The organism is Faecalibacterium sp. 3 (assembly GCF_048323735.1).
GTDB classification, from domain to species: Bacteria; Bacillota; Clostridia; order Oscillospirales; family Ruminococcaceae; genus Faecalibacterium; species Faecalibacterium wellingii.
On the sequence record NZ_JBLWFN010000001.1, the window covers coordinates 2,381,952 to 2,403,039 of the forward strand.

The 21,088-nt window shown below is 58.9% G+C and carries 12 protein-coding genes; 6 read left to right on the plus strand and 6 right to left on the minus strand.

Annotated elements, in window-relative coordinates; genetic code table 11:
* Window positions 1–137: 137 nt before the first annotated feature.
* Entirely contained in the window at window positions 138–857 is a 720-nt protein-coding gene (locus ACNSPV_RS11325) for a JAB domain-containing protein (RefSeq protein WP_339395854.1), read from the minus strand.
* A gap of 164 nt (window positions 858–1,021) precedes the next feature.
* Here ACNSPV_RS11325 and ACNSPV_RS11330 point away from each other — a divergent pair, with 164 nt between their 5' ends.
* Together ACNSPV_RS11330 and ACNSPV_RS11335 are read left to right on the plus strand one after the other, a co-directional pair.
* Window positions 1,022–2,029 (plus strand): RluA family pseudouridine synthase, encoded by a 1,008-nt coding sequence (locus tag ACNSPV_RS11330; protein WP_348583365.1) that lies wholly within the window; start codon window positions 1,022–1,024, stop codon window positions 2,027–2,029.
* Window positions 2,007–2,642, plus strand: a complete 636-nt coding sequence (locus ACNSPV_RS11335; protein ID WP_348583364.1) for a CatA-like O-acetyltransferase — start codon at window positions 2,007–2,009, stop codon at window positions 2,640–2,642. Before ACNSPV_RS11330 ends, ACNSPV_RS11335 begins: the two co-directional genes overlap by 23 nt.
* Before the next feature lie 50 nt (window positions 2,643–2,692).
* Here ACNSPV_RS11335 and ACNSPV_RS11340 read toward each other — a convergent pair whose 3' ends face one another.
* The 4 genes from ACNSPV_RS11340 to ACNSPV_RS11355 all read right to left on the minus strand — a co-directional run bounded on the left by ACNSPV_RS11340 (window position 2,693) and on the right by ACNSPV_RS11355 (window position 8,416).
* Window positions 2,693–3,097, minus strand: a complete 405-nt coding sequence (locus tag ACNSPV_RS11340; protein ID WP_097775441.1) for a hypothetical protein — start codon at window positions 3,095–3,097, stop codon at window positions 2,693–2,695.
* 192 nt (window positions 3,098–3,289) lie between these two features.
* A complete protein-coding gene (locus ACNSPV_RS11345; protein WP_348583362.1) occupies window positions 3,290–4,576 on the minus strand; it encodes a diaminopimelate decarboxylase in 1,287 nt (428 codons plus the stop codon).
* Window positions 4,577–4,709: 133 nt separating this feature from the next.
* The gene (locus ACNSPV_RS11350) at window positions 4,710–6,605 is read right to left on the minus strand and encodes a nucleoside-diphosphate sugar epimerase/dehydratase (RefSeq protein WP_348583361.1); all 1,896 of its coding nucleotides are present in this window, start codon (window positions 6,603–6,605) and stop codon (window positions 4,710–4,712) included.
* A 227-nt stretch (window positions 6,606–6,832) separates the two neighbouring features.
* Window positions 6,833–8,416: an oligosaccharide flippase family protein gene (locus ACNSPV_RS11355; protein WP_348583360.1), complete on the minus strand. Its 1,584-nt coding sequence runs from the start codon at window positions 8,414–8,416 to the stop codon at window positions 6,833–6,835.
* A gap of 192 nt (window positions 8,417–8,608) precedes the next feature.
* Between ACNSPV_RS11355 and ACNSPV_RS11360 the strand changes: the two genes are divergently transcribed.
* From ACNSPV_RS11360 to hcp, 3 genes are all read left to right on the plus strand, one after another.
* A complete protein-coding gene (locus ACNSPV_RS11360; protein ID WP_249236790.1) occupies window positions 8,609–9,439 on the plus strand; it encodes an Mrp/NBP35 family ATP-binding protein in 831 nt (276 codons plus the stop codon).
* 379 nt (window positions 9,440–9,818) lie between these two features.
* Entirely contained in the window at window positions 9,819–11,171 is a 1,353-nt protein-coding gene (gene gdhA, locus ACNSPV_RS11365; RefSeq protein ID WP_348583358.1) for an NADP-specific glutamate dehydrogenase, read from the plus strand.
* Between the two features lie 112 nt (window positions 11,172–11,283).
* On the plus strand, window positions 11,284–12,864 hold the full coding sequence (gene hcp / locus ACNSPV_RS11370; protein WP_348583357.1) for a hydroxylamine reductase: 1,581 nt from the start codon (window positions 11,284–11,286) through the stop codon (window positions 12,862–12,864).
* A gap of 363 nt (window positions 12,865–13,227) precedes the next feature.
* Here hcp and ACNSPV_RS11375 read toward each other — a convergent pair whose 3' ends face one another.
* Complete coding sequence (locus ACNSPV_RS11375) at window positions 13,228–15,999, minus strand: hypothetical protein (protein WP_348583355.1); 2,772 nt, start codon at window positions 15,997–15,999, stop codon at window positions 13,228–13,230.
* A gap of 552 nt (window positions 16,000–16,551) precedes the next feature.
* On the opposite strand from ACNSPV_RS11375, the gene gltB reads away from it, so the two are divergent.
* The gene (gene gltB, locus ACNSPV_RS11380) at window positions 16,552–21,087 is read left to right on the plus strand and encodes a glutamate synthase large subunit (RefSeq protein ID WP_348583353.1); all 4,536 of its coding nucleotides are present in this window, start codon (window positions 16,552–16,554) and stop codon (window positions 21,085–21,087) included.
* Window position 21,088 lies beyond the last annotated feature (1 nt).

Sequence of the window (21,088 nt, forward strand, 5' to 3'; positions counted from 1 at the left end):
ACCACAATCAGTTGTATTTTATGTTTTGATTATAGCACAGCAGTTTTATAATGTAAACAGTTCTTTGTGAAAACCATCCTGACAGCTGTTAATTCGGCCGGCACATGATGAAAGCCGCTTCCCGTTTCCGATAAAGCTCACGGCCAGAACAACGTACCGGTCCTGAAATCATAGATCGGCAGACGGTTGGCATCCCGCATGGAGAAATATTCCGTATCGGTCAGGATGAAGTGATCCAGCAAATAGATGTTCACCAGACCCAGTGCCTGAGCGATGCTGCCGGTGGCTTCTATGTCCTCCATGGAGGGCAGTGCCGCACCGTTGGGGTGATTGTGGCAGAGCACTACCGTGTCGGTGCCGCCCTTGATAGCCGCAGCCACCACGCTCTTGATCTCCAGACTCACCCGATCAGAGGTGCCTTCCCGCAGCCAGACCGCCGCCCGCACCCGTTTGCGGCTGTCCAGACTCACCAGCATGGCGCGCTCGTAGTCTGACCATGCAAACTTTGCCATGAGGTAGCTGCCCATCTGCTCGGTAGTCTTGATGCAGCGGGTGGTGCTGGTTCGGCTGCGGCTGTAATAACGGCAGATCTGCGGCAGCAGATGCAGCATCCGGGCAGTGGCAGGGCCCACACCCTCCACGGTGCACAGCTCCTCCTCACTGGCCTCCAGTACCGCCGCAAAATCACCAAAACGATCAATGAGGTCATGTGCGATGCCGTTGGTGTCCTTCTGCGCATTGGTGAGGTACAGCACATATTCCAGTGCTTCGTGCTCGGCCAGACTGTCCAGCCCGTAGTTCTGCACCCGTTCGCGCATCCGCTGGCGATGCCCCTGATGCCGTTTGTGTTCTGCCATTGCCGGTACTCTCCTTCTTGTTCATTCCCTATAATAGTACCCATTTTGCATCGGGAACTCAAGGCTTTGGGGAAAAATAGTTTTGATCCGGGACGTTTCCGCGTTGACTTGCAGCCGTGGCTGTATTACTATAAAGGTATCTTTTGAGATTTGAGGAACCATCTATGAAACAGTATACCGCAACCGCCAACGACGACGGCGTTCGTCTTTCCCGCTTTGTGCAGAGCGTGACCCGCGATTTTCCCACCAGCCTGCTGTACAAGAGCTTCCGCAACAAGCGTGTGAAGGTGAACGGAAAAAAGGCCGCGCCGGAGTACCGCATCCAGACGGGGGATCTGATCGAATTGTACATCAACGACGAGTTTTTCCCGACGGAGGGTGCAAAGCCGGTGCAGAAGGCTGCCCCCAAAAAGCAGCCCAATCAGCCCAAGGTGACTGTCATCTACGAGGACGAAAACATTGCTGTTCTGTACAAGCCCACCCACCTGCTGTGCCATAGTGACCGCACCGGCGACGCAAACCTTGTGGACGCTTTTACCCAGTATCTGGCCGAAAAAGGCGAATACGACCCCCACGGCGAGAACCGCTTCAAGCCCGGCATCTGCAACCGGCTGGACCGCGGCACCGAGGGCCTTGTGATCGCAGCCAAGAGCTATACCGCCCTGCGGGACATGAATGAGATCATCCGCACCGATCTGCTCAAGAAGGAATACTACACCATCACGGTGGGCATCCCGCAGTCAGGACGGTTCACCGCATGGTGGGAGCACGACGAAAAGAACAATAAGGTGAGCATCCACGCACACCAGTCGCAGGACGAGCGCCGCAAGCAGATCATTACGGATGTAGACGTACTGCGTACCGCCGGGCCTTTTGCGCTGTGCCGGATCGGCCTTATCACCGGCCGCACCCACCAGATCCGCGCCCACCTTGCCTACCTTGGCCGCCCGGTACTGGGCGACATCAAGTACGGCAACCGCAAAATGAACGAGCGCACCGGCGCCAAAACGCAGGCCCTGTGCGCCGTGCGCGTCAGCTTTCTGGACATTCCTGAAGAGAACAGCCTGCATTACCTCTCCGGTAAGGTCGTCAAGCTGAAGGACCCGCAGATCGTGAAGCAGTTTGATGCACTGGACAGGAGCAAGGCAGATGGAGAAAACAGCCATGCATAAAATCGACATGAACACGTGGCCGCGGGCAGAGCTGTTCCGGTTCTTTTCCGGAGTGTCACAGCCATTTTACAGTGTCACCTTCCGGGTGGACGTGACGAATCTCCATGCCTACACCAAAGCCCGCGGCATTTCCTTTTATTATGCCCTCGGCTATCTCGTGACCGATGCCGTGAACAGCGTGGTGAATTTCCGCTATACCATCCGGGACGGCGAGGTCTGGCTTCTGGATAAGCGCATCCCCAGCCTGACCGACCTGAAGCCCGGCAGTGAGCAGTTCCACATCGTCACACTGCCCAAGGCCGGCACGCTGGACGAGTTCTGCTGCGCCGCAAAAGCTAAGAGTGCTGCACAGAAGAGCTTTCTGGATCAGGACTGCGAGACGGACGCGCTGATCTACATTTCCACCACGCCGTGGTTTGATCTGACCAGCTGCACCAACGAGCGGGATTTTGACAAAGACGACGCCATCCCCCGCATCACATGGGGCAAGTATGTCCCGGAAAACGGCCGCGAAATGCTGGGCATGAGCCTTGAGGTGAGCCACCGGTTCATCGATGGATATCACCTGGGGCAGTTTTATCAAACGCTTCAAAAAAGCATTGATGAATTGTAAAAAACGGCTGCTGTACTTTACCGTACAGCAGCCGTTTTTCTCTTTGTTCTTTACTTTTTGTCGGAGTCCTGCTCCGCCTTTTCCTGCGATTCCTGTTCACGGCGCAGCTCTTTGATGCGCTTTTTCTCGCTCTGGACATGGGGCCATGGCCAGCTGAAGCCCTCATTCTCGCGGCACCATTTGACCAGCGGATAGAACGCGAAGGCCAGACCGAAGAGGTACAGCAGAGCGTACAGCAGGGCATCCAGCGTGATGAGCGCATCCAGTGCACCGATCACCGCCACCACACAGCCTGCCTTCAGGAAGAACAGGCCATTCTGGCGGCAGTATTCCTCAAAGTGCTCCGCTTTGACGGCACGGCGGCCCTGATCGCCCCAGACACGGGGATTTTTCATGACCGAATAGCCGTAGAATACCATCATCAGGCCAAGGGTGAGCTGAAAACCAAAAAACATCTGTTGTACCTCGTTGTATTGAATTTATAACCCTCTCAGGCAAAGCCTGTCGGCTTTGCCTGCTCTCCCGAAGGACGAGCTCTTATGCACTAACGGGAAAGTATTCCCATCGTTGGGAGGATAACCTTTCGGTCAGCAGAGGAAAAGCTCCACCCTTCGGGGGAGCTGCTGAGCGCAGCGAAGCTGAGAGGGTCAATCCTCAAACAGCGGCTTCATCAGGGGCAGGAAGTCCAGCGTTGCAAAATAATCACGCGGCGTCTCGGCACGGCGGATCAGACGGTGGGTGCCGTCCTCGCACAGCAGCACCTCTGCGCTGCGCAGCTTGCCGTTGTAGTTGTAGCCCATGGCAGAACCGTGTGCACCGGTATCATGGATATAGACGATATCGCCAATATCAATCTTGGGCAGCATACGGTCGATGGCAAACTTGTCGTTGTTCTCGCACAGACCGCCCACCACATCATACATGTGGTCGCAGGGCTCGTTTTCCTTGCCCAGCACAGTGATGTGATGGTATGCGCCATACATGGCGGGACGCATCAGGTTGGCAGCGCAGGCGTCCAGCCCGATGTACTCCTTATAGATATGCTTTTCGTGGATGGCCGTTGCCACCAGAGCACCGTAGGGGCCGGTGGTAAAGCGGCCCATCTCGGTAAAGATCGCCACATCACCCATGCCGGCAGGCACCAAGATCTCCTCAAACTTTCTGCGCACGCCCTCACCGATGGCCATGATGTCATTTTCGGTCTGCTCCGGACGGTACGGGATACCCACACCGCCGGACAGGTTGATGTAGCCGATGTGCACGCCGGTGGCCTTCTGCACCCGGACTGCCAGCTGGAACAGGATGCCTGCCAGCTCCGGATAGTATTCATCGGAAATGGTGTTGGAGGCCAGGAAAGCGTGGATGCCGAAGTTCTTGGCGCCCTTTGCAGCCAGCTTCTTGTAGCTTTCGATCATCTGCTCCTCGGTCATACCATACTTGGCATCGCCGGGCTTGTCCATGACCTGAAAGCCCTCTTCGCTCTCGCCCAGACTGAAGGTGCCGCCCGGGTTATAGCGGCAGAAGATGTTCTCCGGCACGCCGGCAACACGCTCCAGAAATTCCACCATGGTGGCGTCGTCCAGATTGATATAGGCACCCAGCTCGTAGGCCTTCTTCATATCTTCCACGGGAGTCTGGTTGGAGGAGAACATGATATCGCTGCCGGAGAAGCCGCACACCTCGCTGAGCATCAGCTCGGTCAGGGACGAGCAGTCCACGCCGCAGCCCTCCTCCTTGAGGATCTGCAGGATGACAGGGTTCGGCAGAGCCTTGACAGCAAAATACTCCTTGAAGCCTTTGTTCCAGCTGAATGCCTTGTTGATGCGGCGGGCATTTTCACGGATGCCCTTCTCGTCGTAGACATGGAACGGCGTGGGCACATCCTGAATGATCTCCTGTGCCATCGCCTCGGTCAGAAACGGTTTCTTTTCCATAGTAACATCCCTCTCATTTTATATACACGCGGCCGATTGCCGCAGTGACGTTGGTAGAAGCTCCTTCCGTCATCGCTGACGCGATGCCACCTCCCTCTTTGAAGGGGCTGTCTGCGCAGCAGATTGGGGGAGTTTACAGCTTCAGATTCTGGCGGGTGGGGGTGAAGGTGGGGATCATCTTTGCCAGCTGCTGCACCACACCCTCATCGTTGTGCTGGGCGGCTTTGGCAAGCTCCTGCAGCTGCTCGTAGAACTCGGCAAGGTCAATGCTGCGGGGCGAGGCTACAAAGATCTTGTTATGCTGGGTGCGGCGCATCTTGTCCTGCTCCTCGTCCATCATCAGCTCTTCATAGAGCTTCTCGCCCGGACGCAGACCCACGATCTTGATCTCCATATTCACGCCCGGCTCATAGCCGTAAAAGCGGATGAGCTGCTTTGCCAGATCCATGATCTTGACCGGCTCGCCCATGTCCAGCACATAGATATTGCCGCTTTCGGCCAGCGCACCGGCCTGCAGCACCAGCTGGGCCGCTTCCGGAATGGTCATAAAGTAACGCTCAATGTTGGGGTCTGTCAGGGTGACAGGCCCGCCTTTTTTGATCTGGGCCTCAAACAGCGGAATGACGCTGCCGTGGCTGCCCAGCACATTGCCAAAACGCACAGCCACACACTTCATATCCGTGTTGCCCGCAAAGGTCTGGATGAGCATTTCGCAGATGCGCTTGGTACAGCCCATCACGCTGGTGGGGTTCACAGCCTTATCGGTGGAAAGCTGCACGAACCGCTCCACGTCGTGCTCGCTGGCGCTCACCAGAAGGTTCTTGGTTCCCAGAACATTATTCTTCACGGCCTCGGCAGGGCTCACCTCCATGAGCGGCACATGCTTGTGAGCCGCCGCGTGGAACACCACCGTGGGGTGATAGGTCTCAAACACCTCGTCCAGCCGTTTTTTGTCCCGGATGGAGCCCACCAGCACCGTTACCGGGATATCCCGGCCGTACTTCTGCTGCAGCTCCATCAAAAGCTCATAGGCGCAGTTCTCGTAGATATCAAAAATAAGCAGCTTGCCGGGCTTGAAGCGCATCACCTGACGGCACAGTTCGCTGCCGATGGAGCCGCCGCCGCCCGTGACCAGAACAGTCTTGCCGGTAAGGTAGCCGGAGATCTGATCCGTATCCAGCGTCACCTCATCGCGGGAAAGGAAATCCGCCGGGTTCAGTTCGCGGAAGGCTCCCTGCTGAGGTGCGCCGCTGCCCACCAGCTGCGGGTCGCTGAGCAGCTGCACCGCACAATGGGTGCTGACACACAGGTCGATGACATGGTTCAGTTTGCTGCCCTTCAGGGTAGGGATGGCAATGATGATGCTGTGGATGCCGTAGCGATTGCACAGCTCCGGGATATCCTCCAGCGTGCCCTTCACCGGCACCCCGTGGATGGTCTGGTTCAGCTTTGCGGGGTCGTCATCAACCGCCACCACAGCATGCCCGTATTCCTTATTGGACTTGCACACGTTGATGGCCCATGCACCGGCCTCTCCTGCACCCACGATCATCACGGGCCGGTTGGGGTCTCTGCTGGCAGAGCCGCGCAGCTTTTCGCCCAGCGGGTGGTTCAGGAACAGCCGCCATGCCAGACGGCTGCCGCCCACCAGCAGGAAGATGAGCACCGCTGCCATGCAGTTGGCAGAGTTGAACAGCACACCGTGGATGCACAGACGGTTGACACCGTAGACGATAACGGTAGGCACAGCCACCGTTCCCGCCAGACGCATCAGGTCACGTTCACCGGCATACTTCCACAGTACGGAGTACAGCCCGCTGAACAGAAAGCTGGCAATGTACACCGCCACGATCCATGGCAGATTTTCGTACAGAAGCTCACGGTTATGCGGCCACCAGGCAGCTTCCACTGCTCCGTCTGCCCGCAGCAGAAGCGCAAAATAAAAGCTGAATGCAACAATGGCTGCATCCAGCAGCACAAGCAGCGCCCGGCGCGCAAGCACCTGCGGCGTGTTCTTTTTATCTTTCACAAAAAAGTCCTCTTTTTGCACACGGCGTAAAACGCCGCTGTTTTTTCCGGAAGGAGCTTCCGGCGTTCCGTCCTGCCCGGCGCACCGGGCAGCCCTATCTTTATATTATACTCAGAAGCGCAGGGAATGTCCAGAAAATTTGCAGGAAAGGCGTCCCCTTGCGGGAAGCTGCCGCCTCAGGCGGCTGATGAGGGCGCAGGACAGCAGTATTTTACCCCAAATCCCCCTCATCCGGCGCGGGTGCGCCCCGCAGCAGGCTGCCTGCTTTTTGTCCGGAGGGCTTTCACTTCCTCCCCCAGCCCCAGCGGCCATGCCGCCAGCAGGAATGCTGCCGCCGTCATGCAGCCGCCCGCCCCCAGAGCCGCCAGCTGCATGGGCAGTTCCGACCTCAGTCCGTCCGCAAGCAGCCCTTTCAAAAAAGCACCCGCCCCTGCTGCCAGCAGCGCCGCCAGAGCAGGCGCACCCAGCCAGCGGCGGAAAGCGTGCCGCGTGCCGCTGGAAAACAACAGCCGCCCGGTGTTGGCAATGCAGGTGTACAGGCTGGAAAGCAGGATCACTGCCAGAAAGCCCTTCATGCCAAAGCGCGGCAGCAGCACCACCACCCCGCCAATGCGCAGGATGGAGTCCCACACGCTGTAGCGGAACGCGGCCTTCTGCTCCCCCACCCCTTTCATGGCTCCGTCCACCATGCTTTCCAGATACATCAGCGGCATGGCGGGGGCCAGCGTTTCCAGATAAAGCCCGGCTTCGGCGCTGCGGTATAAAAGCTGCGCCAGCGGGCGTCCCCACACCCAGAACAGCGTCCCCGCCAATGCAGAAAAATAACCGGTGAGCCGCAGCATCCGATTCAAAAGCGCATTGAGACGTTTGGTCTGACCCAGAATATGTGCCTGCGTGATCTCCGGCATCAGCAGCACCGAAAGGCTTCCCAGCAGCCCGAAGGGAAAGGTGAGCAGCGGCAGGGCCATGCCCTTGAGCACCCCGTACTGCTCCAGTGCTGCGCTGCGCCCGCCTGCTTTTGCCAGATATACCGCAAGGCAGGCGGGCACCAGCATGTTCTCTGCGGTGTGCAGGGCGCTTGCCAGCACCCGCCCGCCCTCCACCGGCCACAGGATCTCCCACAGACGGCGGGCCGGGTCTGCCGGGCGGACGGCTCTCTGCCCCGCAAAAGCGCTGCGGGCATCCCGCCGGTAAAAGATCAGCATGCACAGCGCCGACACCGCTTCGCTGACGGCAGTAGCTCCCAGCACCAGCATACAGCGCACGCCCACCGCAAGGCCCTCGGTGCGGGTAAGCGCCAGTGCCACCAGCGCGATGCGCACCGTCTGCTCCGTAAGCTGGCTGAACACATTGGGGGCCACATGCCGCCGGGCGATGAAAAAGCCCCGCAGGACCGCAGACACTGCCATCCACGGCATTCCCAGCGCTGAAACGCGCAAAGCTCCGGCAGCGCGGACATCGCCAAGCCACCACCGGGCTGCAAGATCCGCTGTTGCCAGCTGCAGCGCGGCGGCAAACAGCCCCAGCAGAAGCCCCGCCGCCAGCAGACGCCGCAGCATTCCCCGGGCCGCACCGCGGGCAGAGTCCGGGCCGCTGAGTTCTTCGGCCATGAGCCGGGTAGCTGCCACCGAGACGCCCGCCGTTGCCAGCGTGATGAACAGCGAATACACCGCCAGCACCAGTTGATACAGGCCCATCCCCTCGCCGCCCAGCTCGTTTGCCAGCCAGATGCGCAGCCCCATACCGGCCAGCCGCAGCACCACGTCTGTGCCGGTAAGCAGCGCCGCATTTTTTAAATAGCTCTGCCGCATGGTGCATCCCTCCTGACGGTCACAGTCTCTCTTTTCAGCCTATGCATCTGCGCTCTGAAAAAGACGAGCGGCGCGGCGGGTTGTTTCCCGCGCACTTTTATGGTATAGTAAAGGGGCGGCCTTTGCAGCCGTATTCTGATCAAGGAGGAAGCACACGGCAAACGCCCCGCGCCCGCCGTGCGCAAAAAGAGAATGAGCGAAGAATGCACCCATGACTGCTCCAGCTGCGGAGCAGCATGTTCTTCCCGCGATGCAGCGCCCAAGCATGACGCACCCAACCCCAACAGCAGCGTCAAAAAGGTCATCGGCGTTGTGTCCGGCAAAGGCGGCGTTGGCAAGAGCATGACCAGCGCCCTGCTGGCCTGCGCCATGGCACGCCGCGGCTACCACTGCGGCATTCTGGATGCCGACATCACCGGCCCTTCCATCCCGAAGCTCTTCGGCATCCATGGCCGCGCCATGGCCGACGACAAGGGCTGCTGGCCCATCCAGAGCCGCATGGGCATCGATGTTATGAGCATCAACCTGCTGGTGGAAAATGAGGAAGACCCCGTTGTGTGGCGCGGCCCGGTCATTGCCGGTGCCGTCAAGCAGTTCTGGACCGATGTGGTCTGGAAGGACGTGGACTTCCTGTTCGTGGACATGCCCCCGGGAACCGGTGATGTGCCCCTGACCGTGTTCCAGAGCCTGCCGGTGGACGGCATCGTGGTGGTGGCAAGCCCGCAGGAGCTGGTAAGCATGATCGTGGCCAAGGCCGTGAACATGGCTGAAATGATGAAGGTGCCCATGCTGGGCATCGTGGAGAACATGAGCTACATCGTCTGCCCCGACTGCGGCAAGCACATCAATGTGTTCGGCAACAGCCATGTGGACGAGGTGGCCGCAAAGCATCACCTGCCCGTGCTGGCAAAGTGTCCCATCGATCCCCAGCTGGCTCAGCTGTCCGATGCCGGCATGATCGAGACCTACGGCGGCGAGTATCTGGAAGGTGCCGCAGACGCCTGCGAAAAGCTGCTGAAATGATCTGACCCTCTGGCTGCTGCACAAACTGCTGTGCAGCAGCCTTTTTGCTGCCGGAAGCGACATCTGTGCAAAAGGCATTCTTTTCCGCTTTAAAAAACAAGGCGTCATGCGGTTTTTTTCTTTTATTTTTCGTTTTGTGAAGCGGTTTCAACTTTTCATCTGTTTTTTTGAAACATTTTCTGCTTTTTCGCTATTGTCAAACCCACAGGAAAGCTTTATAATAATAAAGCGGTCTGCAGCCATAAGCAGGCCGGTGTGTAAGAACGGAAATCCGGGATCGTCCCCAAAGCGTTTTAGCAGCGCGTCCGCTGTGTGGCGGGCCGGGCGGTCTCGTCTTTTTCAAATTTTATAGAGTAATTGGGAAAAGGAGTATTCTACTATGCTGACAAATGAATACCTGAAGCGCGTTTACGAAGGTCTGGAAAAGCGCAATGCCAACGAGCCTGAGTTCCTGCAGGCTGTGCGCGAGGTTCTGGAGAGCATCCAGCCCGTTGTGGAGAAGCACCCCGAGTACGAGAAGGCCGCTCTGATCGAGCGTCTGGTCGAGCCGGAGCGCATCATCACCTTCCGTGTGCCCTGGGTTGACGATCAGGGCAAGGTTCAGGTGAACCGCGGCTACCGTGTGCAGTTCAACAGCGCCATCGGCCCCTACAAGGGCGGCCTGCGCTTCCATCCCTCTGTCAATCAGGGCATCCTGAAGTTCCTCGGCTTTGAGCAGACCTTCAAGAACAGCCTGACCACCCTGCCCATGGGCGGCGGCAAGGGCGGCTCTGACTTCGATCCCCACGGCAAGAGCGACATGGAAGTGATGCGCTTCTGCCAGAGCTTTATGACCGAGCTGTACCGCCACATCGGCCAGTTCGTGGACTGCCCCGCCGGTGATATCGGTGTCGGCGGCCGTGAGGTCGGCTATATGTTCGGCCAGTACAAGCGCCTGACCAACAGCTTCCAGGGCGGCATGCTCACCGGCAAGGGCCTGACCTTCGGCGGCTCTCTGGCCCGCACCGAGGCTACCGGCTACGGCCTGTGCTACTTCACCGCTGAGGCTCTGAAGTGCATGCGCAACGACAGCTTTGAGGGCAAGACCGTGGTCATCTCCGGTTCCGGCAACGTGGCGATCTACGCCTGCGAGAAGGCTACCCAGCTGGGTGCCAAGGTCGTTACCATGTCCGACTCCAACGGCTATGTCTACGATCCCAACGGCATCGATCTGGCCTACGTCAAGGATCTGAAGGAAGTCCGCCGCGGCCGCATCAAGGAGTACGCCGAGACCCACGCCGGTGCTACCTATGTGGCTGATTGCACCAAGGTCTGGACTGTCCCCTGCGACATCGCCCTGCCCTGCGCAACTCAGAACGAGATCAACAAGGAGTCCGCTGAGGCTCTGGTGAAGGGCGGCTGCACCGTCGTGTGCGAGGGTGCCAACATGCCCAGCACCCCGGAGGCCATCGAGGTCTACCTGTCCAACGGCATCCTGTACGGACCTGCAAAGGCTTCCAACGCAGGCGGCGTGGCTACCTCCGGTCTGGAGATGAGCCAGAACTCCGAGCGTCTGAGCTGGACCTTTGAAGAGGTCGATGCCAAGCTGAAGGGCATCATGGAGGGCATCTTCCATGCTTCCTACGATGCATCTGTGGCTGCCGGTTCCGAGGGCAACCTGATGGTCGGTGCAAACTGCGCCGGCTTCCTGAAGGTTGCAACCGCCATGATGGCACAGGGCATCACCTACTAAATTTCAATCGTATCGCAAGAGCCGCGTTCTGAGGAGCGCGGCTCTTTTTTGGTATAACCCCGCCCCGCTCTGCCCACACTGGCAGTATCTTATGGCAGAAAGGGAGTTTTGTATGGACGAGCAGATGTTTTGTTTTCAGTGTGAGCAGGCGGCGGGCTGCACCGCCTGCACCGGCGCAGCGGGGGTGTGCGGCAAGTCGGCCGAGACAGCCGCCGCACAGGACCGGCTCACCGGGGCGCTCATCGCGTTTGCCGGGCAGCTCATCGCGGCGGGGCGCGGCCCGGCCCCGGAACAGGCCCGGCTGCTGATGCAGGGGCTGTTCACCACCATTACCAACGTGAACTTTGACCCCGCCGCCGTGGACGCGCTGACCCGCCGGGTGCACGACGCCAGCCCCGGCACCGGCCCGGACTACGACATGCAAGCCCTCTGGCGGGAACCGGACGCCGACCGGCGCAGCCTGAAATGCTTTGTGCTGTTCAGCCTGCGGGGCATGGCCGCCTACAACTACCACGCCCGGGTGCTGGGCCGCATCGACCCGGAGCTGGACCGGTTCTTCTGTACCGCCCTGCAGGCCGTGGGCGACCCCGGCCAGACCACCGACGCCCTGTGGCAGCTGGTGCAGGCCACAGGAGAAGCCAGCTACCGCTGCATGGAGCTGCTGGATGCGGCCAACACCGGCGCGTTTGGCGATCCGGAACCGGTGCAGGTGCCCCTGACCATTGAAAAGGGGCCGTTCATCGTGATTTCCGGCCACGACCTCTACGACGCACAGCAGCTGCTGGAACAGACCGCAGGCCGGGGCGTCAACGTCTACACCCACTCGGAGATGCTGCCCGCCCACGGCTACCCGGAGCTGAAGCGCCGCTACCCCCACCTCAAGGGCAACTTTGGCACCGCATGGCAGAACCAGCAGCGGGAGTTCGAGGACATCCCCGCGCCCATCCTGTTCACCACCAACTGCATCATGCCCCTGCGCGCCAGCTACGCCGACCGGGTGTTCACCACCTCGGTGGTGGCTTACCCCGGCGTGCCCCACATCGACGAAGGGCGCGACTTTTCCCCGGTGATCGAAAAGGCGCTGGAGCTGGGCGGCTACGCGCAGGACACCCTGCTGCCCGGCCTGAACGGCGGCTCCACGGTGACCACCGGTTTTGCCCGCACCGCCGTGCTGCAGCACGCGGACGAGATCGTGCAGGCGGTGCGGGACGGTAAGCTGCGGCACTTCTTTCTGGTGGGCGGCTGCGACGGCACCCGGCCCAGCCGCCGCTACTACACCGAGTTTGCCCGCCTTACCCCGCCCGACACCATCCTGCTGACCCTGGCCTGCGGCAAGTTCCGCCTGAACGACCTGCCCCTTGGCACCGTGCCGGGCACCGGCCTGCCCCGCATCCTGGACGTGGGCCAGTGCAACGACGCCTACAGCGCCATCCGCATCGCATTGGCGCTGGCCGACGCCTTTGGCTGCGGCGTCAACGACCTGCCCCTCTCGCTGGTACTGTGCTGGTTTGAGCAGAAGGCCGTGTGCATCCTCATCGCGCTGCTGGCGCTGGGCATCCGGAACATCCGGCTGGGGCCTACCCTGCCCCCGTTCCTCTCGCCGGGGGTGGTGCGCACCCTGCAGGAACGGTACGGCCTCAAGCCCATTGCCACCCCGGAAGCCGACCTGCAGGCCATTCTGGGCAGACATTGAGCCTGCACTGTTCTCACTATAGCTACAACTGACCGCCGTACGCGGCGTTTCGCACAAGAAGCAGTGGAAAGCTGTTGTTATATTTGGTGCAGCTGTCACTTGAAGATTCTTCACGAGCCGCTATAATAATAAGTACCGGAACAAAGGCGTTCCGCAAGGGTGGAGTCTACCCTTGCGGGGCGCTTTTCTTTTTTGTCAGAATGCGGAGGGTGCCGCATCCGGTGAGGATTTTATTTGGTTTGCCCCGCCGCCCCAAACAAAGACAAAGCAGGCCCCCCGGCACCATGCGGAAGTGCCGGGGGGCCTGCTTTTGCAATATGGAGGAAAGCGGAGCCTTGCGGTAAACTCCGCCTCCGGGGATGGTTAGTCTTTCACCAGTTCGCTGTGGTCTGCCTCCACCAGCAGCAGGGTGGGCTCTTCGGTCCCACGGTGGGTGAGGTAGAACACCTCGTTGCCGCTGCCCTGTGCCAGCAGGTCGTTGATGTCAAAGCTGCTGGTCTGGCCATTGGTGACGAACTGGATGGTCTGTGCGCCGTGGTCCTGCAGGTAGCGCAGGGTGTTCAGGTCGCCGGTAAGGGTGGCCGTGTCGTAGGCACCGGTGTAGGTGCGCAGGGTGCCGTTCTGGCTCACGGTAAAGGACTTATTCATGCCCTCGGCGTCCACCACCCGCAGCTCAAGGGCGCCGACGGCTTCGGTGGCACCGCAGTTGGTGCAGGTGTGGGTGCCGTTGCCGTTGTCCACCCAGTTGTGGCCGGTGGTGGGGATGGTTCTGGTCTCCACATGGCTGGAGTTACGGTTGCAGATACGGGTCTCCACGCCCTCATTGGTGCAGGTAGCGGGGGTGGTCACTGTCCAGTCGCCCCAATCATGGCCCAGGGCGGGGATCTTTTCCGTTTTCTTCATGCCACAGCGGCTGCACTCCTCGACCTTTTCTCCATCTTCCGTACAGGTAGGAAGCGTTTCCGTGTCGTGCCAATCGTGATTAAACTCCTGTTTCATCTTGTCTCCGTCGGGGACCCAGGAGTTATCAATAATTACGTCGTTTTTGCCATCCAGAATTTCAGACATTTCTCCGCGTTCATTTGCGCCTCTTCCGATGCCCTCTGATCCGTTGGTGCCTAAAGCCCCTGTCCCATCTTCCAGAAGATAGTTTCCGTTCTCATCTTTTTGGCGGTTGCCGTTCGCATCCAGTTGGAACCGACCAATGACCGAGTTGATGATCGTTATCACGTTCTCGCCAAACCAGTAGTAACCTCTGGTTCCGCCGCCGCCAATACCAGCACCGTAGGTATTACTCTTCGAAGGAGAATCTGATTTGGCAACCTCGACCGTAGCATTTTTGATCGTCACATGCGCATGCGTTTCGTATCCATAGTATTGGTAACCGTCACCAGCACCAGAACCAATGCCGGCTCCGCCGCTGCCGCCAACAGCCTCTTTCACCGTGGCTCCGTCGGTAATTTCTATCTCTGCGGAGCCGCCATCATAGAGGTAAGGGTGTCGACTATTGGAAGCGCTTCCACCACCAATGCCAGCACCAATGCTGCCCACGGCCTTTTTGATGATGGTGTTTTTGCCGCGGATCTTGACCTTAGCATCTCCACCCTCAACGCCCTCGTTAATGCCACCGTCACTGTGACTGCCACCGCCGCCAATACCGGCACCACCAAGGCCCTCCGCCTCGATCTCGCCTCCGGTGATCAGCACATCTGCACCGCCGGCATACTGGATGCCCCAGCCTCCGCCTATACCAGCGCCCTTGTCATTCACCGACTGGATATGACCGCCGTTGATGGTCACTGCTCCGAAGCCGCCTCTACCATTCGAGCCTCTACCGCCGCCGCCAATGCCGTTGGCAACGATATTTCCGCCGTTGATGGTGATCGTTTGGCTGCGGTCATCCGGGTCGTCCTTATTGACCCTGCCGCCAGCGCCATAACCGGAGCCGCCAATACCGGCAGCTTCCTCGCCGCCCGTTGCCTTGATCGTTCCGCCTTCGATAACGATATTGCTGGTACTTTGATTACCGCCAGTGAAGCTTGCGCCTATACCAGCGCCATATTTACCACCGGTAGCCGTCAGGCTGCCAACGTTCTCGACCTCGCTGCCCTTCTTACCTGCTGCAACGGCATCTTCCTCGGCCTTTTTCTCCTCATCCGTCTTCGCTGTGCCATCGTTCCTGAGGTCATCCCGGATGGTCAGTCTGCCGGTAGAGTCCTTGTCATTTTTTCCCAGACCTGCACTCCACAGGCCGCTGGTCAGGACATTGCTGCCGTTCAGCTCAATGTTGACATCGCCCTCACCCGCAATTTTCATGACAGCGTCGTCCCAATCGTCGCTGTCGGATTTGATCGTTGCATTGTCCAGCGTGATATTGAGGGCATTTTTCTCTCCGGCGACATTATTGATGATCTTGATGACATTGCGGACGGCAGCTGCCACCGCACTGGTAAGGGTCGTTGGAGCCGGGGCCTCATAGGTCATGATGCCCGCATCTGCATCCTCAGAGTCCTTGTTCTGGTTCTTCTGGCCGCTCTGGTCGGCTTCCGGGTCGCTCTGGTTCTTCTGGTCGTTCTGGTTCTTCTGGTCGGCTTCCGGGTCGCCCTGGTCGCCCTGGTCGCCCTGATTCTTCTGGTCGGCTTCCGGGTCGTTCTGGTCGGCCTGGTCGCCCTGATTCTTCTGGTCGGCTTCCGGGTCGTTCTGGTCATTCTGGCTGTCCGGGCGGGAGACCTCCTGATCCGGCTGAGCGTCCAGCTCCCCGGTATAGCTGATCACGGTGCCGTCCTTGTTCTCCGTTACCGTGGTCTCCGGGGCCTTGGTATCATCCTTCGCAGCATCTGCAGCGGCCGTTGTGGTGGCGGCAGACTTTGTGACCGTGTTGTCGCCGGTAATGGTGATCTTGTCGTCCTCTTTACCGTCTGAGAAATCTTTTGTTTTATCTTCACCGCCCACACTGATGGTGATCTTTGTGCCGCTGCCGTCCGCCTCCTGCTTGATCTCCACATCGCCGGTGATCTTTGCATCGGACATATCAATGGTATAGCCAGCCGATGCAGGTACCGCTGCTGTAGAGACTGCCATACTCAGGGCCAGGGCGGCCGCCGCCGTCCGTTTCATGTTTTTTCGTAACCGCATAAATTTTTTCCCCCAATCGTTTTGCGGGTTGCCCGCTTTTTCTCATTCTACCCCCCCACTCCATGTGCGCAAGAGCATTTTTTACCAAATTTTCTGCAGTTTTATGTGCATCTTGTGCGATAATTCGCCAAGATTTATGGACATCACGCCGAAAAGCATCAAAAATCATCCTCTTTTTCGGGAGTCCCGGGAAAACCGGTATCGTTTCCACAGGCCTCCAATTTTGCGGGAACCATAGACTGTCGATTTTGCGGGAACCCTCAAAGGCCTCCTGCCGGGGCCGTCCGGCGTTTTGGCCCGGCAGCAGCCTGCAAAAAGCCATACTTTTGCCCACCGGGTGTGTCTGTTTTGAACAAGAAAAAAGAGGGTCGGTGTACCCACATTTGGTGCAGCTGTCACTTGAAGATTTTTCAGCGTTCTGTATAATAATAGTTACCGGAACAAAGGCGTTCCGCAAGGGTAAAGTATGCCCTTGCGGGGCGCTTTTCTTTTTTGTCAGAATGCGGAGGGTGCCGCATCCGGTGAGGATTTTAGATAAGGATGGGAAAGTCTATGGAAAACTTTACAGAGCAGAAAAACACCCTTGGTCTGTATGACCCACAGTTTGAGCACGATGCCTGCGGCATTGGCGCTGTGGTAGACATCAAGGGCCGCAAGAGCCATCAGACGGTGGACGATGCGCTGTCCATTGTGGAGCGGCTGGAGCATCGTGCCGGCAAGGATGCGGAAGGCAAGACCGGCGACGGCGTGGGCATCATGCTGCAGATCAGCCACAAGTTCTTCTCCAAGGTGGCCGAAGAACTGAACATCAACCTTGGCAACGAGCGCGAATATGGCGTGGGCATGTTCTTCTTCCCGCAGAGCGAGCATCTGCGGGCGCAGGCCATGAAGCTGTTCGAGGTGGTCACCCGCAAAGAGGGCCTCGAGTTTCTGGCATGGCGCAAGGTGCCCGTGAACCCGGACGCCGTTGGCCAGAAGGCCCGCGACTGCATGCCTGCCATCTGGCAGTGCTTCATCAAAAAGCCCGCCAAGGTGAGCAAGGGCATCGATTTTGACCGCAAGCTGTATATCGTGCGCCGCGTGTTCGAGCAGGCCAGCAACGGCACCTATGTGCCCAGCCTGTCCAGCCGCACCATCGTTTACAAGGGCATGTTCCTCGTGCATGATCTGCGCCTGTTCTATGCCGACCTGCAGGACCCCGATTACGAGTCTGCCATTGGCATGGTGCACAGCCGTTTCTCCACCAACACCAACCCCAGCTGGATGCGCGCCCACCCCAACCGCTTTATCCTGCACAACGGTGAGATCAACACCATTAAGGGCAACACGGATGCCATGCTGGCCCGTGAAGAGAGCATTTCCAGCTCCATCATGCAGGACGACATGAACAAGATCCTGCCCATCATCAACACTTCCGGTTCCGACTCCGCCATGCTGGACAACGCGCTGGAATTTATGGTGATGAACGGCATGGATCTGCCGCTGGCCGTGATGATCACCATTCCCGAGCCGTGGGAGAACAACAAGAACATCAGCCAGAAAAAGCGCGATTTCTACCAGTATTATGCCACCATGCTGGAGCCTTGGGATGGCCCCGCTGCCATTCTCTTCTCGGATGGTGACGTGATGGGCGCTGTGCTGGACCGCAACGGCCTGCGTCCCAGCCGCTATTACATCACCAAGGACGGACGCATGATCCTGTCCTCCGAGGTGGGTGTGTTGGAATGCGAGCCGGATAATATTTTGGTCAAGGATCGTCTGCGCCCCGGCAAAATGCTGCTGGTGGATACCGTCAAGGGCGAAGTGGTGGACGACGAAAAGCTCAAGGAGTTCTACGCCAGCCGTGAGCCCTACGGTGAGTGGATCGATCGCAATCTGGTGCAGCTCAGCAAGCTGAAGATCCCCAATGTGAAGGTGGAAAGCTACACCGGCAGCCAGCTCACCCGCCTGCAAAAGGTGTTCGGCTACAAGTATGAGGATGTGAACACCATGATCCTCTCCATGGCCCGGGCAGGCGCAGAGCCTTCCGGCGCTATGGGCACCGACACCCCGCTGGCCGTGCTGAGCAACCAGCATCCGCCGCTGTTCAACTATTTCAAGCAGCGCTTTGCGCAGGTGACGAACCCGCCCATCGATGCCATCCGTGAAAAGGTGGTCACTTCCACCAGTGTATACATCGGTGCCCACGGCAACCTGCTGGAGGATAAGCCCGAGAACTGCAAGGTCCTCAAGGTGCACAACCCCATTCTGACCAACACCGACCTGCTGAAGATCAAGTACATGAACGTGCCCGGCTTCAAGGTCGCCACGGTCTCCATCAATTACTACAAGAACACCAGTCTGGAAAAGGCCATTGACCGTGTCTTCCTTGAAGTGGATCGTGCTTACAAGGAGGGTGCCAATATCATCATCCTGTCCGACCGCGATGTGGATGAATACCATGTGACTATCCCCAGTCTGCTGGCCGTGTCGGCGGTTTCGCAGTACCTGATCCGCACCAAGAAGAGCACCGCACTGGCCCTCATTCTGGAAAGTGCAGAGCCCCGCGAGGTGCATCACTTTGCCACCCTGCTGGGCTACGGTGCCTGCGCCATCAACCCCTATCTGGCACACGAGACCATTGGTCAGCTCATCGACGAGGGCCTGCTGGATAAGGATTACTACGCAGCTGTGGAGGACTACGACAACGCTATCCTGAACGGCATCGTAAAGATTGCCTCCAAGATGGGCATTTCCACCATCCAGAGCTACCAGAGCAGCCAGATCTTTGAGGCTGTGGGCATCTCCAAGGATGTCATTGATAAGTACTTCACCGGCACCGTGAGCCGTGTGGGCGGCATCACCGTTGAGGACATTCAGGCCGATGTGGAGGCCCTGCACAATGCAGCCTTTGACCCGCTGGGTCTGGACATCAACATGGAGCTGGCCGACAGCGGTGCCCACAAGTTCCGCAGCGGCAAGGAAGAACACCTGTTCAACCCCCAGACCATCCACCTGTTCCAGAAAGCCTGCTGGACGAACGACTACTCGGCTTTCAAGCAGTTCACCAGCACCGTGGACAATATGGGTGCTGACGGCGTGCATCTGCGCAGCCTGCTGGACTTTAACTATGCTCCTGACGGCGGCATCCCGCTGGAAGAGGTGGAGCCGGTAAGCTCCATCGTCAAGCGGTTCAAGGGCGCAGCCATGAGCTACGGTGCACTGAGCAGCGAAGCCCATGAGACCATTGCCATCGCCCTGAACCGTCTGGGCGGCCGCAGCAACACCGGTGAGGGCGGTGAACCTGAGGAGCGCTACCACAGCGAGAGCAATTCCAAGATCAAGCAGGTGGCTTCTGCCCGTTTTGGCGTCACCAGCAAGTATCTGGTGAGCGCCGAAGAGATCCAGATCAAGCTGGCACAGGGCGCAAAGCCCGGTGAGGGCGGCAACCTGCCCGGTGCCAAGGTGTATCCGTGGATCGCAAAGACCCGCCACAGCACCACCGGTGTGGGTCTGATCTCTCCCCCGCCGCACCACGATATCTACTCCATTGAGGATCTGGCTGAGCTGATCTACGACCTGAAGAATGCCAACCGCAACGCCAACATCAACGTCAAGCTGGTGAGCGAGGCAGGCGTCGGCACCATTGCTGCCGGTGTTGCAAAGGGCGGCGCACAGGTCATTCTGGTGTCCGGCTACGATGGCGGCACCGGTGCAGCACCCCGCACCTCCATCAAGCACGCAGGCCTGCCGTGGGAGCTGGGCATTGCCGAGACCCACCAGACCCTGATCCTGAACGGTCTGCGCACCCGCGTGCGCATTGAGAGCGATTCCAAGCTGCTCTCCGGCCGTGATGTTGCTATCAGCTGTATGCTGGGTGCTGAAGAGTTCGGCTTTGGTACTACCCTGCTGATGGCCGAAGGCTGCGTGATGATGCGTGTGTGCAATCTGGACACTTGCCCCATGGGCATCTGCACCCAGAACCCGGAGCTGCGCAAAAACTTCCACGGCAAGCCAGAATACATCATCAATTATCTGACCTTCGTGGCCGAAGAGCTGCGCGAGTACATGGCAAAGCTGGGCGTGCGCACCATCGACGAGCTGGTGGGCCGCACCGACCTGCTGCGCGTGAAGGAGACTGCATCCGGCAGCCGTGCTTCCAAGATGAACCTCGACTGCATCCTGCACAATCCTGCCATTGAGAACAGCAACGTCCACTTTGTCAAGGAGGACACCTACGACTTCCATCTGGAAAACACCCTCGACATGAAGGTGCTGATGAAGAAGTTCAAGCTGAACAGCAAGGCTGCACAGAGCGTGGAGCTGAATGTCTCCAACACCGACCGTGCTTTTGGTGCCATCTTTGGCAGTGAGATCACCCGCAAATACGGCAACACTCTGCCGGATGACGTATACACCGCCCACTGCGTGGGTGCAGGCGGCCAGAGCTTTGGTGCCTTCATTCCCAACGGCCTGACGCTGGATCTTGTGGGCGACTGCAACGACTACATGGGCAAGGGCCTGTCTGGCGGCAAGATCGTCGTGCGCCCGCCCAAGGGCATCACGTTCAAGCCCGAGGAGAACATTATCACCGGCAACGTGGCCCTGTACGGTGCTACCAGCGGCAAGGCGTTCATTTCCGGCGTGGCCGGTGAGCGCTTCGCCGTGCGCAACAGCGGTGCCACCGCCGTTGTGGAGGGCGTTGGCGACCACGGCTGCGAGTACATGACCGGCGGCACGGTGGTGGTTCTGGGCCAGACCGGCAAGAACTTTGCAGCCGGTATGACCGGCGGCATCGCCTACGTGCTGGACGAGAACTGGGACTTCTACCAGCGCGTGAACAAGGAGACCGTCAGCCTGGAGCCTGTGGAGCACAAGTACGATGTTGCCACCCTGAAAGAGCTGATCCGCGAACATGTGGAGGCCACCGGCTCTCCCCGCGGCAAAGAGATTCTTGACAACTTCAGCGAATTCCTGCCCAAGTTCAAGAAAGTTCTGCCCTACGATTATGACCGTATGCTGCGTGTGATCGCATCCGTTGAGGAGCGCGGTCTGGACGGCGAGCAGGCACAGATCGAAGCATTCTACACGGTGCAGAAGAAGAAGTAAG

Excerpts from the sequence above, each read along its gene's own strand:
- ACNSPV_RS11330 (WP_348583365.1), top strand. The coding sequence starts at position 1,022 with ATGAAACAGTATACCGCAACCGCCAACGACGACGGCGTTCGTCTTTCC.
- ACNSPV_RS11375 (WP_348583355.1), bottom strand. The coding sequence starts at position 15,999 with ATGCGGTTACGAAAAAACATGAAACGGACGGCGGCGGCCGCCCTGGCC.
- ACNSPV_RS11355 (WP_348583360.1), bottom strand. The coding sequence starts at position 8,416 with ATGCGGCAGAGCTATTTAAAAAATGCGGCGCTGCTTACCGGCACAGAC.
- ACNSPV_RS11335 (WP_348583364.1), top strand. The coding sequence starts at position 2,007 with ATGGAGAAAACAGCCATGCATAAAATCGACATGAACACGTGGCCGCGG.
- ACNSPV_RS11360 (WP_249236790.1), top strand. The coding sequence starts at position 8,609 with ATGAGCGAAGAATGCACCCATGACTGCTCCAGCTGCGGAGCAGCATGT.
- gltB (WP_348583353.1), top strand. The coding sequence starts at position 16,552 with ATGGAAAACTTTACAGAGCAGAAAAACACCCTTGGTCTGTATGACCCA.
- hcp (WP_348583357.1), top strand. The coding sequence starts at position 11,284 with ATGGACGAGCAGATGTTTTGTTTTCAGTGTGAGCAGGCGGCGGGCTGC.
- ACNSPV_RS11340 (WP_097775441.1), bottom strand. The coding sequence starts at position 3,097 with ATGTTTTTTGGTTTTCAGCTCACCCTTGGCCTGATGATGGTATTCTAC.
- ACNSPV_RS11345 (WP_348583362.1), bottom strand. The coding sequence starts at position 4,576 with ATGGAAAAGAAACCGTTTCTGACCGAGGCGATGGCACAGGAGATCATT.
- gdhA (WP_348583358.1), top strand. The coding sequence starts at position 9,819 with ATGCTGACAAATGAATACCTGAAGCGCGTTTACGAAGGTCTGGAAAAG.
- ACNSPV_RS11325 (WP_339395854.1), bottom strand. The coding sequence starts at position 857 with ATGGCAGAACACAAACGGCATCAGGGGCATCGCCAGCGGATGCGCGAA.